The 14,871-nt window shown below is 68.6% G+C and carries 13 protein-coding genes; 8 read left to right on the top strand and 5 right to left on the bottom strand.

Annotated elements, in window-relative coordinates; all coding sequences use genetic code 11:
- Nucleotides 1-26: 26 nt before the first annotated feature.
- From AB5J62_RS07900 to AB5J62_RS07875, 6 genes are all read left to right on the top strand, one after another.
- Nucleotides 27-2,957, top strand: a complete 2,931-nt coding sequence (locus tag AB5J62_RS07900; RefSeq protein WP_370947470.1) for a BTAD domain-containing putative transcriptional regulator — start codon at nucleotides 27-29, stop codon at nucleotides 2,955-2,957.
- A 135-nt stretch (nucleotides 2,958-3,092) separates the two neighbouring features.
- On the top strand, nucleotides 3,093-4,280 hold the full coding sequence (locus AB5J62_RS07895; RefSeq protein WP_370947469.1) for a hypothetical protein: 1,188 nt from the start codon (nucleotides 3,093-3,095) through the stop codon (nucleotides 4,278-4,280).
- Nucleotides 4,271-4,765 carry an RICIN domain-containing protein gene (locus tag AB5J62_RS07890; protein WP_370947468.1) on the top strand — a complete coding sequence of 165 codons (495 nt, stop codon included), beginning with the start codon at nucleotides 4,271-4,273 and terminating at the stop codon, nucleotides 4,763-4,765. The genes AB5J62_RS07895 and AB5J62_RS07890 overlap by 10 nt, the downstream gene beginning before the upstream one ends.
- Before the next feature lie 133 nt (nucleotides 4,766-4,898).
- Entirely contained in the window at nucleotides 4,899-6,296 is a 1,398-nt protein-coding gene (locus AB5J62_RS07885) for an FAD-binding oxidoreductase (RefSeq protein ID WP_370947467.1), read from the top strand.
- Nucleotides 6,297-6,448: 152 nt separating this feature from the next.
- Nucleotides 6,449-7,621: a glycoside hydrolase family 88 protein gene (locus AB5J62_RS07880; protein ID WP_370947466.1), complete on the top strand. Its 1,173-nt coding sequence runs from the start codon at nucleotides 6,449-6,451 to the stop codon at nucleotides 7,619-7,621.
- Between the two features lie 305 nt (nucleotides 7,622-7,926).
- On the top strand, nucleotides 7,927-8,208 hold the full coding sequence (locus AB5J62_RS07875; protein WP_091294644.1) for a metal-sensitive transcriptional regulator: 282 nt from the start codon (nucleotides 7,927-7,929) through the stop codon (nucleotides 8,206-8,208).
- Here the strand turns inward: AB5J62_RS07875 and AB5J62_RS07870 are convergent.
- Entirely contained in the window at nucleotides 8,205-8,651 is a 447-nt protein-coding gene (locus tag AB5J62_RS07870) for a DUF4396 domain-containing protein (protein WP_370947465.1), read from the bottom strand. The two genes, AB5J62_RS07875 and AB5J62_RS07870, sit on opposite strands and share 4 nt — an antisense overlap.
- 54 nt (nucleotides 8,652-8,705) lie before the next feature.
- Between AB5J62_RS07870 and AB5J62_RS07865 the strand changes: the two genes are divergently transcribed.
- Nucleotides 8,706-8,912, top strand: coding sequence for a heavy-metal-associated domain-containing protein (locus AB5J62_RS07865; RefSeq protein ID WP_370947464.1), 207 nt, complete (start codon nucleotides 8,706-8,708; stop codon nucleotides 8,910-8,912).
- A 57-nt stretch (nucleotides 8,913-8,969) separates the two neighbouring features.
- On the opposite strand, the gene AB5J62_RS07860 is transcribed toward AB5J62_RS07865, so the two are convergent.
- Nucleotides 8,970-9,431 (bottom strand): DUF305 domain-containing protein, encoded by a 462-nt coding sequence (locus tag AB5J62_RS07860; protein ID WP_370950204.1) that lies wholly within the window; start codon nucleotides 9,429-9,431, stop codon nucleotides 8,970-8,972.
- 592 nt (nucleotides 9,432-10,023) lie between these two features.
- Here AB5J62_RS07860 and AB5J62_RS07855 point away from each other — a divergent pair.
- Nucleotides 10,024-11,055, top strand: a complete 1,032-nt coding sequence (locus tag AB5J62_RS07855; RefSeq protein WP_370947463.1) for an autoinducer 2 ABC transporter substrate-binding protein — start codon at nucleotides 10,024-10,026, stop codon at nucleotides 11,053-11,055.
- A gap of 400 nt (nucleotides 11,056-11,455) precedes the next feature.
- Here AB5J62_RS07855 and AB5J62_RS07850 read toward each other — a convergent pair whose 3' ends face one another.
- From AB5J62_RS07850 to AB5J62_RS07840, 3 genes are all read right to left on the bottom strand, one after another.
- A complete protein-coding gene (locus tag AB5J62_RS07850; protein ID WP_370947462.1) occupies nucleotides 11,456-12,733 on the bottom strand; it encodes an esterase-like activity of phytase family protein in 1,278 nt (425 codons plus the stop codon).
- 65 nt (nucleotides 12,734-12,798) lie between these two features.
- On the bottom strand, nucleotides 12,799-14,043 hold the full coding sequence (locus AB5J62_RS07845; RefSeq protein ID WP_370947461.1) for a hypothetical protein: 1,245 nt from the start codon (nucleotides 14,041-14,043) through the stop codon (nucleotides 12,799-12,801).
- A 1-nt stretch (nucleotide 14,044) separates the two neighbouring features.
- Nucleotides 14,045-14,806, bottom strand: coding sequence for a hypothetical protein (locus AB5J62_RS07840; protein ID WP_370947460.1), 762 nt, complete (start codon nucleotides 14,804-14,806; stop codon nucleotides 14,045-14,047).
- Nucleotides 14,807-14,871 lie beyond the last annotated feature (65 nt).

Here is a 14,871-nt window from a genome sequence, read left to right as displayed (position 1 = left end):
CCTAACGGATCGCTGGGGCGGTTTGCGTGAAACAGATTTCCTTTCGTATTTTGGGACCACTGGAAGTGGCAGTCGGCGGGCAGGCCATCCCGCTCGGCGGCCCCAAACCTCGAATGCTGCTGGCCGCGCTCCTGTTGCAACCGGGAGTCGTGGTCTCGACCGATTCACTGGTCGACGTTCTCTGGCCGGACGCCGCGCCACGGTCGGCGGCCGCGAACATCCGCACCTATGTGCATTCACTGCGCAGGCGGCTCGCCGACTGCGACGCCGACCTCGCCGAACGGATCCAGAGCCGCGCGTCCGGCTACATCCTGACCGCGTCGCCGGACGAGCTCGACCACGTCCAGTTCGACGACCTGGCCACCGCGGCCCAGCAGGCGCTCGAACGCAAGGAACCCGAGAACGCGCTCGTCCACCTCGACCGCGCCGACGCGTTGTGGCGCGGCGACGTCCTCGAAGGGCTGGCGCACGACCACACCTGGGACCCGGTCGTCGCGCGGCTCGACGCGCTGCGGCTCGCCGTGCAGGAGCGGCGGCTGAAGGTCCGGATCCAGCTCGGCCGCTGTGCCGAGGCGATCGTCGAGCTGCGCGGGCTGGTCGCGGAACATCCACTGCGCGAAGAGCTGTGGCAGCAGCTGATCATCGCGCTGCACGCGATCGGCCGCAAAGCCGAGGCGCTGGAGGCCTATCACCAGGCCGAGCGCGTGCTCCGGCAGGAACTCAACGCGCCGCCGGGGCCGCGGCTGCGGGAGATGCGGGCCAAGCTGATGGCCGCGGTGACCGCGAAACCGGCGGCGGCGCGTCCCGTTCAGCGGGCACCGATCTGCCAGTTGCCGTTGGACCTGCCCGATTTCACCGGCCGCGACGCCGTGGTCGACAAGATGGTCGGGCTGCTGCGTGCCAGGCGGGAGAACGGGACCCCGTCGGTCACCGTCCTTTCCGGAGCGCCGGGTGTCGGGAAATCGACCATCGCGGTGCGGGTGGCCCACACGGTCCGCGACGAGTTCCCCGACGGCCAGCTGCACATCAACCTGGCGGGCACCTCGTCGACGCCGCGTGCGCCGATGGGTGTGCTGGAGGAGCTGCTGCACGCGCTGGGGGTGACGGACGCCGGAATGCCACGCGAGGAACGCGAACGGTCGGCTCTGCTGCGGTCGAGGCTGGCGAGCGCGCGGATGTGCGTGATCCTCGACGACGCGGGCAGCGCGGCGCAGGTCCGCCCGCTGCTGCCGGGTGCCGGCGCGTGCTCGGTGCTGGTGACCAGCCGGGTGCGGATGCCCGACCTGGCCGTCGCGACCGCCGTCGACGTCGACCTGCTGCCGGAAGAGGAGGCCGCGCAACTGCTCGCCGGGATCATCGGCGAGCACCGGGTGGCCGCCGAGCCGGACAGCGCGGCGGACATCCTGCGGCACTGCGGTTATCTGCCGCTGGCGATCCGGGTGGTCGGCGCGAAGCTCACGCATCGCACCGGCTGGACGCTCAGGATGCTGGCGAGTCGTCTGCGCGACGAGCGGCGGCGGCTCGACGAGCTGCGGGTCGGCGATCTCGCGGTGCGCGCGAGCGTCACCTTGAGCTACGACCTGCTGCCGCCGGACGCCGCGCGGGCGTTCCGCGGGCTCGGCGCGCTGGGCCCGGTCACCTTCCCCGGTTGGGTGGTCGCCGCGCTACTGGGCCGTGACGAGGCCGACGACGTGCTCGACACGCTGGTCGACGCGCATCTGGTCGCGCTGGTCGGTTCGGACGGCACGGGCCAGCCGCGCTACCGGATGCACGACCTGCTGCGCTGCTACGCCGTTGACAAGGCATCCGAAGAGGAGACCCGGCCGGCGGTGCAACGCGTGCTGCGGGCCTATCTAGGCATGGCGGTCGAGGCAGCGCAGCGGATGCCGATCCATTTCTTCGGCGTCTTCCGCACGGACGACCATGCTCCCGGGCCGCTGCCGCTCGACGCCGACTTCCTGCTCACCGACCCGACGGCGTGGCTGGAGGGCGAGCGGCACACCGGGGTCGCCGCCATCGCGCTGGCGGCCGAGCACGGTTTCGACGATCTCGCGTGGCGCCTGGCGGTCGCGTTCACCCCGTATTTCGACCTGCGCGGGCACCAGGACGACTGGCGGCACACGCACACCGTCGCGCTGGCGGCGGCCCGGCGCGCGGGTTCGGTGACCGGGCAGGCGATCGTGCTGCGCAATCTCGGCCAGCTGGACCTGTACCTGGACGCCTACGCCGAATCGCTGGAGTCGTTCAAGGAGTCGCTGCTCCTGTTCGAGCAGGCAGGCTACGAACTCGGCGCGGCGATCGCCCAGGCCGGCGTCGGCACGGTCATGCGCATTCGCGGTGACGAGTCGGCGCTGGAGCTTTCGCAGGCGGCGCTGGCGCGGTTCGTGGCCGTCGGAGACAAGCACGGCGAGGCGGTCATCCGCATCTCGATCGGCATGATCTGGATGAAGAAAGGCTGCTACGCCACGGCGGGCCGCTGGTTCGACGACGCGCTCGAGCTGTCTGCCGAGATCGGCGACCGGCACCGCGAGGCGCACGCGTTGAAGCGGGTCGCGCTGCTGCATCAGCACCGAGGCAACCTCGCCGCGGCGCGTGAGCTGATGCAGCGGGCGATCTCGATCTTCGACGAGCTCGACGACGATCACTGCGTCGGCTACGCCAACCAGAGCCTCGGCGAGCTGTGCCTGCACAGCGGGGACCTGGCGCACGCGCAGCTGCTGCTGGTGAACTCGCTGAGCGTGCACCGCCGCAACGGCGACCGCCGGTCCGAGGCCGAGGTCTCGGAGCTGCTCGGCGAGCTGCATCAGGCGCTCAGCCAGCCGGAACGGGCTCGGCGCTACGCCGAGCGCGCGCTGGAGATCTGGCGCGAGCTGTCCGCCCGCCCGCAGGAGTCGGCGCTCGCCGTGCGCCTGCAGGAGGCCGCCGAGTCCACCTACGGCGTCGTCGTCACGGCCTAGGGGCCGGGATAAAGCGGGCTTTACTCCCGGGAGTAAAGCCCGCTTTATCCCGGGTTGGCCTTCTTGTATCGATCGTGTACGCCCGCTCGGAACACTCCGGTCACAACCTGAAGTGTTCCGAAGGGAGACCCGGCGATGGTCCGGATCAAGCAGCGTCGCGTGTGGGCGGCGATTCTGGCTGTGGGGGCCGTGACCTCACTGGCCGCCACCCCCGCGCAGGCCGCGAACAACACGTGGAGCGCCGATCTGTCCACTGTGGATGGAAATGACGTCAACGTCGCCTACGCGGGCGGCGCACTGTCCATTCAGGACACGAAGAGCGAGAGAAAGCCGGGCCAGGGCGCACAGGGTTACCTGTTCATCGGAGAGCACCAGCTGGCCAAGCCCGCGAACCGGGTCACCGCGCAGGTGGCCGGCGCGAGCGCCGAGGTCGACGTCCGAGGCAAGCTCGGCGCCGAGGACTGGACCGAGTGGACCCCGGCGGGCACCACGCTGCCGCAGACCGTTTCGTCGGTCGAGGTGCGCGTCTCGCTGCGCGGCGCCGAGGCGAAGGTGCGCGACGTGAAGCTGAGCGCCGACCAGGCGCCGCAGGTCAGCTCGATGGCGGCCGCCGCGGCCTCGCCCGGCCTGACCTACAAGATCTACGCCACCCGCGAGGGCCTGGTCGGCGGCACCACCGCCAACGGCCACGTGATCACCAGCCGCGACCACTTCGTCGCGCTGCCGTCCGGAAAGCCCTTGTCCCCCAAGGGAACCGGTAACTACAGCGTGCGCGTCTGCCTGACCGACAACAGCCGCTGCGAGTACGCGCCGGTGTGGGACGTCGGCCCGTGGAACGAGCGTGACGACTACTGGAACCCGTCGTCGGTGCGCTCGATGTGGAAGGACCTGCCGCAGGGCAAGCCCGAGGCGTACGCCGCGAACAAGGAAGGCTACAACGGCGGCAAGGACGACCGCGGCCGCCGCGTGCCGAACCCGGCGGGCATCGACCTCGGTGACGGCGTGTTCTGGGACGGGCTCAAGATGTCCGACAACGGCTACGTCAACGTCACCTACCTGTGGACCGGCTCCGGCCCCACCGGCGTCGTCACCACCGCGGGCGACCCGATGAACGTCCGCGGCAGCGCCAGCACTTCCGGCGCCATCAAGGGTTTCGCGGCGAACTACGCCAAGGTGAACATCGAGTGCTACGTCGAGGGCGAGACCGTCAGCGGGCACTTCGGCACCAGCAACATCTGGGACCGCATCGGTCCGGGGCACTACGTCTCCGACACCTACCTCAAGACCGGCTCGGACCTCCCGGTGGCGCCGAAATGCGCATGAGCCTGATCTTCGCGGCGACCGGGATCGCCATGGCCGCTCTGTCCACTGTGGCCGGAGCGTCGACGCAAGCCGCCAAGCCGCTGATGAACCTGAAGGCCTCCGACCAGGGCATGGCCTACTGCCTCTCGGTCGAGAACAACAGCGTCGCCGAGGGCGCGAAGGTCGTGCTCTGGTCGTGCAGCCTGGAGTCGGCGCAGAACTGGACCTACACGTCGGCCTACCAGTACAAGAACGCCAAGAGCGGCAAGTGCCTCTCGACGGCGGGCGGCGGGACGGCCAACGGCACGAAGCTGGTCCAGGCGACCTGCGGTGGCGGCCCGGAGCAGAAGTGGGAGAAGTCCCCGCCCAGCGCTTCGTGGTATGCGCTGGAGAACGTCAAGAGCGGGCGGGTGCTTTCGCTGGCCAACAACGGGGCCATCACCAACGGCACCCCCGCGGTGCTGTGGGCGTACAACGGCGGCGGCGAGCAGAAGTGGTCGCAGTAGCCGGTTCTTGAGGAAAACCCCGGCGGATCGCCCGATCCGCCGGGGTTTTTCGCACTTTCGGGCAGCCGGGCCCGCACCCACGACCGCACCGGCGGCTATCAAGTACCGGCCACCGGCAGCGAGACTGGACGGCATGACTTCACTCGACATCCAGAGCGTCGGCTCGCTGCGTGCCGCACTGACCGGGACGGCGCTGGTGCCCGGCGACGAGGGTTACGACGAGGCCAGGCGCGTCTGGAACGGCGAGATCGACCGCCGTCCCGCCGTCATCGCGTGCTGCGCGAGCGCCGAGGACGTCGCGGCGAGCCTGGCGTTCGCGCGGGAACTGGGCCTCGACGTCACCGTGCGCGGCGGCGGGCACAATCTCAGTGGCGCGGCCGTGCAGGACGACGCGCTGATGATCGACCTGAGCGGGCTGCGTGGCGTCGAAATCGACCCCGGCCAGCGCACCGCGCGGGTCGGCGGTGGCGCCACCTGGGCGGAGCTGGACGCGGCCGCGCAGGCACACGGGCTCGCGACGCCCGGCGGCACGGTGAGCGACACCGGCATCGGCGGGCTCACCCTCGGCGGCGGGTTCGGCTGGCTGACGTCGAGGCACGGGCTGTCGATCGACAACCTGCTCTCGGCCGAGATCGTGCTCGCGTCCGGCCAGGTGCTCGAGGTGTCCGAGGACGACCACTCCGAGCTGTTCTGGGCGATCAGGGGTGGCGGCGGCAACTTCGGCGTGGTCACCGAGTTCCGGTTCCGGCTGCACCCGGTCGGCCCGCTCGTCCAGCTCGGGATGTTCTTCTGGAGCGTCGAACACGGCACGGCGGCGCTGCGGTTCGCGCGGGACGTGCTCGCCTCGCTGCCCGACGGCATGGGCGCGATGGTGGTCGGGTTCAACGCGCCGCCCGCGCCGTTCGTGCCGGTGGAGCACCACCTGAAGCCGGGGTACGCACTGACCATTGTGGACTTCGACGGCGACAAGATCGAAGGACTGGCCGCGAAGATCCGTGCCGGCCTGCCCGCGCAGTTCGAGATGGTCAGCCCCATTCCGTACGCCGAGCTGCAGAAGATGCTCGACTCCGCGATCCCGCCGCATTCGCTGTCCTACGAGAAGTCGGTCTATGTCGAAGAACTGACCGACGAGCTGATCGACGTGATCACCCGGTATCTGCCGCAAAAGTCCTCGCCGATGTCACTGATGCCCATTTTCCCGATGAACGGTCCATATTCGGCGACGCCTGACGAAGCGACGGCGTTCGGCGGTACCCGGCGCCCCGGATTCACGCTCGGGCTCGCCTGCGGCGCGCCCGATCAGGAGCTGTTCGAGGCCGATCGCGCCTGGGTGCGGACGTTCTGGGCGGCGCTCGTGCCGCACGCCAGCAACCACGGCGGCTACGTGAACTTCATGTCGGAGTTCGAAAACGACCGCGTGCGCGCGTCGTACGGCCCGGCGAAGTACGAGCGGCTGTCCAGGATCAAGGCGGTTTACGACCCGGAGAACGTCTTCCACCACAACGCGAACATCAAGCCTGCGCAGATATGAACTGAGCTGATGAATTCACAACCATGAACGCCGCCGTTCGTGGGTGTACAAGCACATTGCCGTTGTGTAAAACTGCCTCGGGGCCCGGTATTGCATTCTTCCCTCCCGAGGACGGCGAACAGTGAATCTCAGTCGTAGGACCCTGCTGACCAGTGCCGCGCGCGGCCGTCGCGACGGCCGCCGTGCCGTTTTCCACCGCACAGGCGGAGGAAAGCTCGCTGACGACGTTGCGCTCCGCCGCCGAGTACACGGCGGCGAAGGCGAAGGCGGTCGCGCCGACGCTCACCGGTTTCCCGGTGATCACCAAGGCCGAGAAATGGTCTTATTCCCAGAATGGCGACTGGGTGGGCGGTTTCTGGCCAGGCACGCTGTGGATGTCGTATCTGTACACAAAGGACGAGCAATTCAAGACGCTCGCGACGCAATGGGCCGACAAGCTCGCACCCAGGCAGAACGACACGAGCACGCACGACCTCGGGTTCCTGTTCTACCCGTCGTGGGTGACCGCGTACCGGGTCACCGGCGAGGCCAAATGGCGTGACGGCGCGATCCAGGCGGCGTCGTCGCTCATCCAGCGCTACAACGACAAGGGCCACTTCATCCGCGCCTGGGGCTCGCTCGGCACACCGGGCAACGCGGGCCGGGTCATCATGGACACGATGATGAACCTCGACCTGCTGGCGTTCGCCAGCAAGGAGACGGGCGACGCGAAGTACCTGAACATCGCCATCGAGCACGCGAAGACCACGCAGAAGGCGTTCCTGCGCCCCGACGGGTCCACCCCGCACGTCTTCGACTTCGACCCGGCGACGGGCGCGGCCATCGGCCCGAACAGCGTCCAGGGCTACGGCCCGGCGTCGTGCTGGTCGCGCGGGCAGGCCTGGGGCGTCTACGGCTTCACCACGATGTACCGGCGCACCGGCGACCCGCAGTTCCTCGCCACCGCCCGCAAGCTGGCCGACTTCGCGCTGAGCAAGCTGACCTCGGACAACGTGCCGGTCTGGGACTACCTCGCCCCGCAGGCGCCGAACGACGTCAAGGACGCCTCGGCGGGCTTGATCATGGCCTGCGGCCTGCAGGACCTCGCGGTGGCGTCACACCGCCCTGCCTACCGGGACGCGGCGCTGCGCATCCTCACCGCGACGTCGAAGACGTGCCTGACCCGCGAGTCCAAGCGCGCGGAGGCGGCGGTCGCCAGGTGCACGCGGAACCGGCCGGCCGAGGACGGCGTCGAGGTGTCGCTGCCGTACGCCGACTACTACCTGCTGGAGGCGATCCTGCGGGTGCTGAAGCCTGCCGAGGTCTCGCACGCGATCGGCCTCTGACCTGCCTTGTCGTGAGTGGCACGGCCGGTTCGCGTAGGGGCGAGTGCGCCGCGAAGCGAACGGAGGAATCTGGACGTTCAACGGCCAGATTCCTCCACTCATCAAGAGTCGGCTTGCGGGAAGCGGTCGTGAGCGTTGCGGGCGGTTCTATTGAGGGGAAACGCCAAGGTGGCGTGATCGTCGGCTCGGCGTGGGGGTCGTGAGTGGTACGGCCGGTTCTAACCGGTCTAAACACTCACGAACCCGGGCCGCATACCAATACGGGGTATGATGGGCCGGGACGAGTGCGTTGGGAGAGGGTTGCGATGGCGAGCTACAGCACCGACAAGGAGGCCTACCTCAAGCGGCTTCGCCGCGTCGAGGGGCAGATCCGGGGGCTGCAGCGGATGGTCGAGCAGGACAAGTACTGCATCGACATCCTCACCCAGGTCTCCGCGGCCACCAAGGCCCTGCAGTCCTTCTCGCTCGAGCTGCTCGAGGAGCACCTGTCCACCTGCGTGGTCGACGCGGCCGCCGCGGGCGGCAAGGAGGCCGAGGTCAAGGTGAAGGAAGCCTCCGACGCGATCGCGCGGCTCGTGCGCTCCTAGTGGTGGTGGGCGTGAACCTTGGCGTGGCCGAGGCCGCGCCCGATCATCCACTTGTTGACCGGCACGGTCACCACGAACGCGATCACCAGCGAAAACGCCAGTGACGCCCAGAACAGCCAGTTGCCGAGCCCCGCGTCCATGACGCCGGGCACCGCGACGATGACGGTGTTGTCGACCAGTTCCATCACGGCGATGGAGACGGTGTCGGCCGCCAGCGCGACCTTGAACGCCTGGCCGAAGCCCATCCCGGAGCGCAGCACCCCGCGCATGGTCAGCCCGTAGCCGAACACGAACGCGAGCGCGATCGAGAGCACCACGGTCGCCGCGTTGTGCAGGCCGAACGCGGTGCCGATGACCATGCCCAGCACCTCACCGATCGCGCAGCCGGTCAGGCAGTGCAGCGTGGCCGAGATCGCGGTGGACCAGGACGCCTTGTCGTTCATGGCGTGTACCCTACCCCCCATGGGTATAGTCCGCGACCCGCAAAGGAGCCCGAAGTGACCGAGACGACCTTCGCCGTCGAGGGGATGACCTGCCAGCATTGCGTGGCGTCGGTGACCGAGGAGGTGTCGGCGCTCGACGGCGTCACCGCCGTCCAGGTCGACCTGGCGTCCGGCGCGCTGACGATCACCAGCACCGCCACGCTCGACCCGGCCGCCGTCCGCGCCGCCGTCGACGAGGCCGGCTACCAGCTCACCGCCTGACCTGCAGTCGTGCGCGTTGCGGGCGGTTAGAACCGCCCGCAACGCGCACGAGCCCTTCTAGCCGAGCAGCCTGGTCATGGTCGCGATCTCGACCTCCTGGCCGTCGATGACCTGCTGAGCCAGCTGCCGCGCGCCCGCGTGGACGCCGTCGCGAAGCTCGTCGCGGGCCATGGTGACCGCGCCGCGGTGATGCTCGATCATCGCCTTGAGCCAGTCGGCCCGCGTCGCCACGGCCATGGGCATGCCGTGGTCCATGCCGCCTTCACTGGACGCGGACGCGCTCCAGTCCTTCAGCCAGCCGGTCAGGCGGTCGATCTCGGGAGCCTGGGCCGCCTGGATCTGACGGGCCAGCGCCTTGACCGGTTCATCCGAGTCGGACGGCAGGTTTTCGGACATGGCGAGCGCCTGGCGGTGATGTGGGATCATCCGCTGAGCGAATGTCACATCGGCCTGGTTATGGTCGGCTTCGGGTGAACAACCGGTAAGTACCAGTGCCGCGAACAGCACGAAACCCGACATAAATGTCTTCATGATTCTTTCCTCGCTCGAGGTGGTACGGACTCAGGTCGGCGTGAAATCCGCCGATCAGATCCGCAGCACACAAGCGAGATGCAGGATTTCCCGTCCGGTCACGGCAGGCGGCGCCCGTGCGAATGCGCGGGAAAGCGTGAGACCCGCCATGCGCGCGCCTGAGCGGAATCGGCTCCGAAGCGCCAGTAACGTCAAAGCGGCCGCCGCGAAGGCGAACAGGATCGCCAGGCAGAGGTGGAGCATGCCGCCGGACGGGGCACTCGTCTCCCGCGACCGGCTCGGTAAGGGCTTCCGCCGACACGGTCATGACGTGAGAAACCCCATGTCCGGACCCATGCGCGGCGGCGACGTGGTGCATCGCGACCACGCCGAGCAGCAGTGCGCAGAGCAGCGCCCAGCGCACGATCGGGTGAGTACCGGAACGGGACATCATGATCATGGTAAACCATGCGTGTTCACGCATGAGCACGGCTGCGCAAACGTTTTCGACTATACGTTGACCCAGATGGCGCAATCCCCTACCTTTGCGGGGATCTCCGCCGCACGCGCAGATTTACCACAACCGAATCACCTCGAAAGGGTGGAGATGCGAAGGCCGACGAAGAAACTCGTCGTAACCGTCTTGCTCACGCTCTGCGGAACGCTGGGGCTCGCAGGCTGTCAGGATCAGAACGCCGGTTCACTGGCCGATCCCGACTCGAAACAGACGAAGATCGCGTTCATCCCGAAGGTGAAGGGCATCCCCTATTTCGAAGCGATGAACACCGGCGGGCAGGAAGCCGCCAAACAGCTCGGCGTGCAGTGGATCTTCACGGGACCGGTGACCGCGGACGCGGGCGCGCAGGTCGACATCATGCGGCAGCTCGTCGAGCAGAAGGTCGACGTGATCGTGGTCGCGCCCAACGACCCCGACACGCTCGCGCCCGCCATCGCCGAGGCCAGACGCAAGGGCGTCCACGTGATGACGTCCGACACCGACGCGCCGCGCTCCCAGCGCGAGCTGTTCGTCAACCAGGCCGACGTCGATGGGATAGGCGCCGCGCTGACCGAGGCGCTCATGTCCAAGATGGGCGGCCAGGGCAAGTACGCCATCGTCTCGTGCGGCCCCGCCGCCCAGAACCTCAACGCCTGGATCGCCGCGCAGAAGGCGTACACCGCCCGGAAGTATCCGAAGGCACAGATCGTCGACATCGTCTACGCCAGCGAGGACGAGGAAGCCGCGACCGTGCTCGCGAAGGAGCTCATGCGCGACCACCCCGACCTCACCGGGCTCGTCGGCGAGTGCACCACCTCGGCACCCGGCGTCGCGAAGGCCGTGCGCGAGGAGCAGCGGATCAGCCAGGTCTTCACGGTCGGCGTGGGCACCCCGCAGGCCATCAAGCCCTATCTCGCCGACGGCTCGTGCTCGATGTCGGTGCTGTGGAACGTCGAGCAGCTCGGCTACCTGACCGCGTGGGCCGCGAAGCAGGTGGCCGACGGCAAGCCGCTGCTCGAGACCAACAAGGTCAGCGGCGAGCTGCCCGCCGTCAAGTACAGCGCCGAGCAGAAGACGCTCCTGCTCGGCGACCCGCTCCTCATCACCACGGAGAACGTGGACCAGTTCAAGTACTGAGACCCCGGGAAGTAGCGGGCTTTACTCCCGGGGATAAAGCCCGCTTTATCCCCGGGAGTAAAGCGGGCTTATCCCCGGGTGCCACTTGGCCACAGCAGCGTCGTGAACGCCACGTTCACAACGACGAGCGTTGTGAACGCCTCGTTCACTCCTTCAGCGCCCCAAGTTGATCTTCGCGAAACCCGAGTTTGGGCCAGTGGGTGTCCCAAACTCGGGTTTCGTGTGTTCGCGCCGCCGACTTGCCGGGACCCTGCCGCGATACGCGATGAAGGCTCCCCTCATCACGCTTCAGCTGGATGAAGGCTCCCTTCATCCAGCGCCGCGGCGAGCGAGCCAGTACTCCCGGGGATAAAGCCCGCTTTATCCCCGGGAGTAAAGCGGGCTTTATCGCGGCCCGTCGCTAGATGCGGCGGGTGTCGATGACCAGGAACTCGCCGTCGTCCTGGGAGCCGTCCGGCAGGGTCTTGCGGCGCAGGCCGTACGGCGGCGCGGGCGTGGTGACGCCGTCGATGCCGAAGTCGCTGTCGTTGCTGATGACCAGCGTGCGGCCGCCGTCGTTGGTGGCGATGCCCTCGACCTTGTCGTGGCCGAAGAAGCCGCCGGTCGGGTCGATCTTCGTGACCAGCGCGCCCAGGTCGAGCGTCAGCTTCTTCGAGACCGGGCGGATGCCGGCCGCGAGCAGGCGGGCCGTCACGGTCGCTGTGTCGTCGGTGCCTGCGAACGCTTCGAGCGACTTGCCCTCGATCGCGGCGCCGGTGACGTCGGTCGCGCCGGACAGGTCGATGCCGAACAGCTTCTTGTACGCGCCGGGCGCCGTCTTGCCGTCGCGCTCGTCGACGAGGAAGCGCGAGCCGCCCAGCGCGGTGATCTCGCTGATCGCGCCGCTGTTGGTCTTGGGGTCGTCGAGCAGGTAGACGTACTGGTGCGTCGAACGGGTGCGCAGGTTGACCGTCACGATGCGGACCACCGCCACGTTGGCGGGCTTCTTGGTCAGGTCGGGCTGCTGCAGCGCCGACTGCATGATGCCGACCAGCGTCTTGCCGTCCGGCGAGACGGTCAGGCCCTCCATGCCCTTGTTGGGCACGCGGTACTTGAGCTCAGCGGGCAACGAGCCGTCGAACGGCGAGAGGCGCTCGATCGCGCGGCCGTCGCGGCCGAAGTGGGTGATGAACGGGCCGTACTCGTCGGAGACCCAGAACGTGCCGTCGTGCAGTGCGACGAGGCCTTCGGGGTCGTAGCCGTTGACGTCGGGGGCGAGCGGCTTGCCGTCGAGGTCGACGATCGTCTCGCCGGTGTCGGCCTGCGTGCTGCGCCGTCCGGAGTACGGGGTGCCGTCCTTCGCGCGCAGCGGGATCACGCGCAGTAGCTCCGCCTTGCCGTCGCGCAGGCGGAAGCGGCCGATCGACGGGGTGAACGCCGGGATCGGCTCGATCTTCTCGCCGCTGCGGCCGTCGACGTTGGGGCCGCGGTCGGTGAGCCCGTAGAACTCGGTGCGCGAGCCCGGCACCGGCGCGAGCGCCGAGCCGAACGAGCTGCCCTTGATCTGCACGCCGCCGATGGTGGCGAGCGGCGGCACCTTCGTCTTGTACACCTGCACCGGGCGGCAGTCCGCCGCCGCGGTGCCCGCGGTCAGCAACGGCAGCACGAGTACCGCCGCCGCGACGCTTCTGAACTTCATCCATGGCCTCCTAGACAGTCCGCGGGATTCTCTGCGGCATAGATGTCTCGGAAGCGTCGAGCAGGTTAACGGGCACGCCTGATGGCATGACCGGCAGCGGCACTGCCCAGGATCAGCACCAGTGTGGTCATCGCCACGCGACGCTTCTGCTGGGTGCGCTGGTCCTTCTTGACGGCTTGCATGGACGTTTTCGGCGCCACGTACGGCTTTTTGACCACCGGGGGCGGAGGTGGCGGCGGAGGCGGGGCGGGTGGTGGCGGCGGTTCCGGGGTCGGCACCGGCGGCGGGACGTCCGGGGGCCGCTCCACCGGCGGCGGCGCGGCGGGTGGCTCGGGTTCCGGTTCCGGCGGTGCGGGCTCCGATGTGGACGGTGGAGGCGGCTCCGGCGTCTCCGAAGGCGGCTCAGGCGTAGGTGTGGGTGTCGGAGTGGGGGTAGGCGTGGGAGTCGGTGACGGCGAGGGCGGGACCGGCACGGAGAAGCACCCGGCCGCGTCGGAGCTGACCAGCGGCGGACCGGAGGCCAGCTCGCTCACCGAGCCGTCGCGGCCGACGCGGAGCAGCACACTGCGGTTGCCGATGCGGTTGGCCGTGGTGTAGATCGTGCCGTCGGGGCCGAGCACGAACGCGCCGTACGCGGTGCCCGCGGGCAGCTGCGGCAAGGTCGGCACCGTCTTGGTGATCCCGGTGGCCGGGTCGATCGTCACGACCGCGCCCTTCGCGCGGAACGACGTCGAAACGCCGTAGAGCAAGCCGTCCGCCGGGTCGAGGTCGAAATCGTCGACACCGATGGCGAGCGTGATCGGCCGCAGCGAGGTCCGTTTCAGCACGGCCAGGTAGTTCGGGCTGGCCGGATTGATGTCCACTGTGTAAAGGTTGCCCTCTTTTCTGATGTACCAAAGGTTTCCGGCGATCGCGCCGGCGGTGGCGCCGGTGACCACGCTCCACGGCCCGGTCTTGCCGCCGATCTTGCGCACCGGGCCGAGATCGGCCGTCTTGCCGGTGCGGTCGATGGTGAGCACGTGCCCGCCGTCGTGGAAGCGGCCCTTCTTGTCGCCGTCGGCGACGCTGTAGACCAGGTCCTGCGCGGCCGAGTACCCGAGCGCGTTGACCCAATATCCGATGGACGGCAACGGCTGCTCGGCCGACTCCGGCAGGTCGAGCAGCGAGATCCGTGAAGTCGGGCCTTCGCTTTCGTTCAGCGCGTGCATGACCCGGCAGCTCGCGGCCTGCTGCGCCACGGCAGGCGACGTGGCCAGCACCGGAAGTGCGGCCATCGTGACAACGCCTGCCAGCGCGAAGAGTCTGCGCACGTCAACTCAGCCGGTCGAGCGCGGTGGAGAACGCGTCGGGGCCGATTCTGGCGCCACCGGTGAACGGGTTCTGCAGCTGGTAGATGGCGAACAGCAGCAACGTGATCGTGCCGGCCAAAGTGGACACGATGATGACGTGCGCGGCCAGTTTGGTGCCACCGAACAGGTTCGGCAGCAGCACGGTGACGATCGTGCCGAGGATCAGCGCGAACCAGACGACCGCGCCGACACCCGCGTCCTTCGCGGCCGCGATCCGGGCTTCGCGCGCCTGGTAGACCTGCCAGAGCTGGTTCGTCGCCTCGATCTTGCGGTCCTTGACCCAGTCCTCCTCGGCGGGCGCTTCGGCGACGGCCTTGCGCATCTCCTCCAGCTGGCCCCAGCCGGTGTCCGGGACCTTGCCGCCGTCGCGCATCCGCGGCCATTCCTGCTGTGCCACCGTCTTCGAGTACGCGGCGGCCAGTGTGCGGACTTTGTCCTTGGTCGTGTCGCCGAGCGCGTCGGACGCCCAGGTGGCGGCGACGAGACTGTCCGCTTCGAGGGTGGCTCCGTCCTGTGTGGCCTTGACCGTGTCGAACTGCGCGATCAGGACGAACGCGACGAGCACCGCCTGCAGCCCGGCGACGATGGTGAACACCTGACCGGCGGCGTCGTTGTTCTCCGCGCGTCCCTCATCCCAGCCGAACCGCCTGACCAGGTATCCGATGACGGCGGCAGCGACGGCCGCGCCGGCCACCCAGAGGATGCCGGACACGTAGATGTTCATTCTTTTCCCTCCCGGTGGACGGTTCAAGTTAGCCAGCGGAGATCACGGCTTCAAGACCGCCCCCG

The organism is Amycolatopsis sp. cg5, from assembly GCF_041346955.1.
GTDB lineage: Bacteria > Actinomycetota > Actinomycetes > Mycobacteriales > Pseudonocardiaceae > Amycolatopsis.
This window is presented reverse-complemented; position numbering and strand designations above follow the sequence as displayed.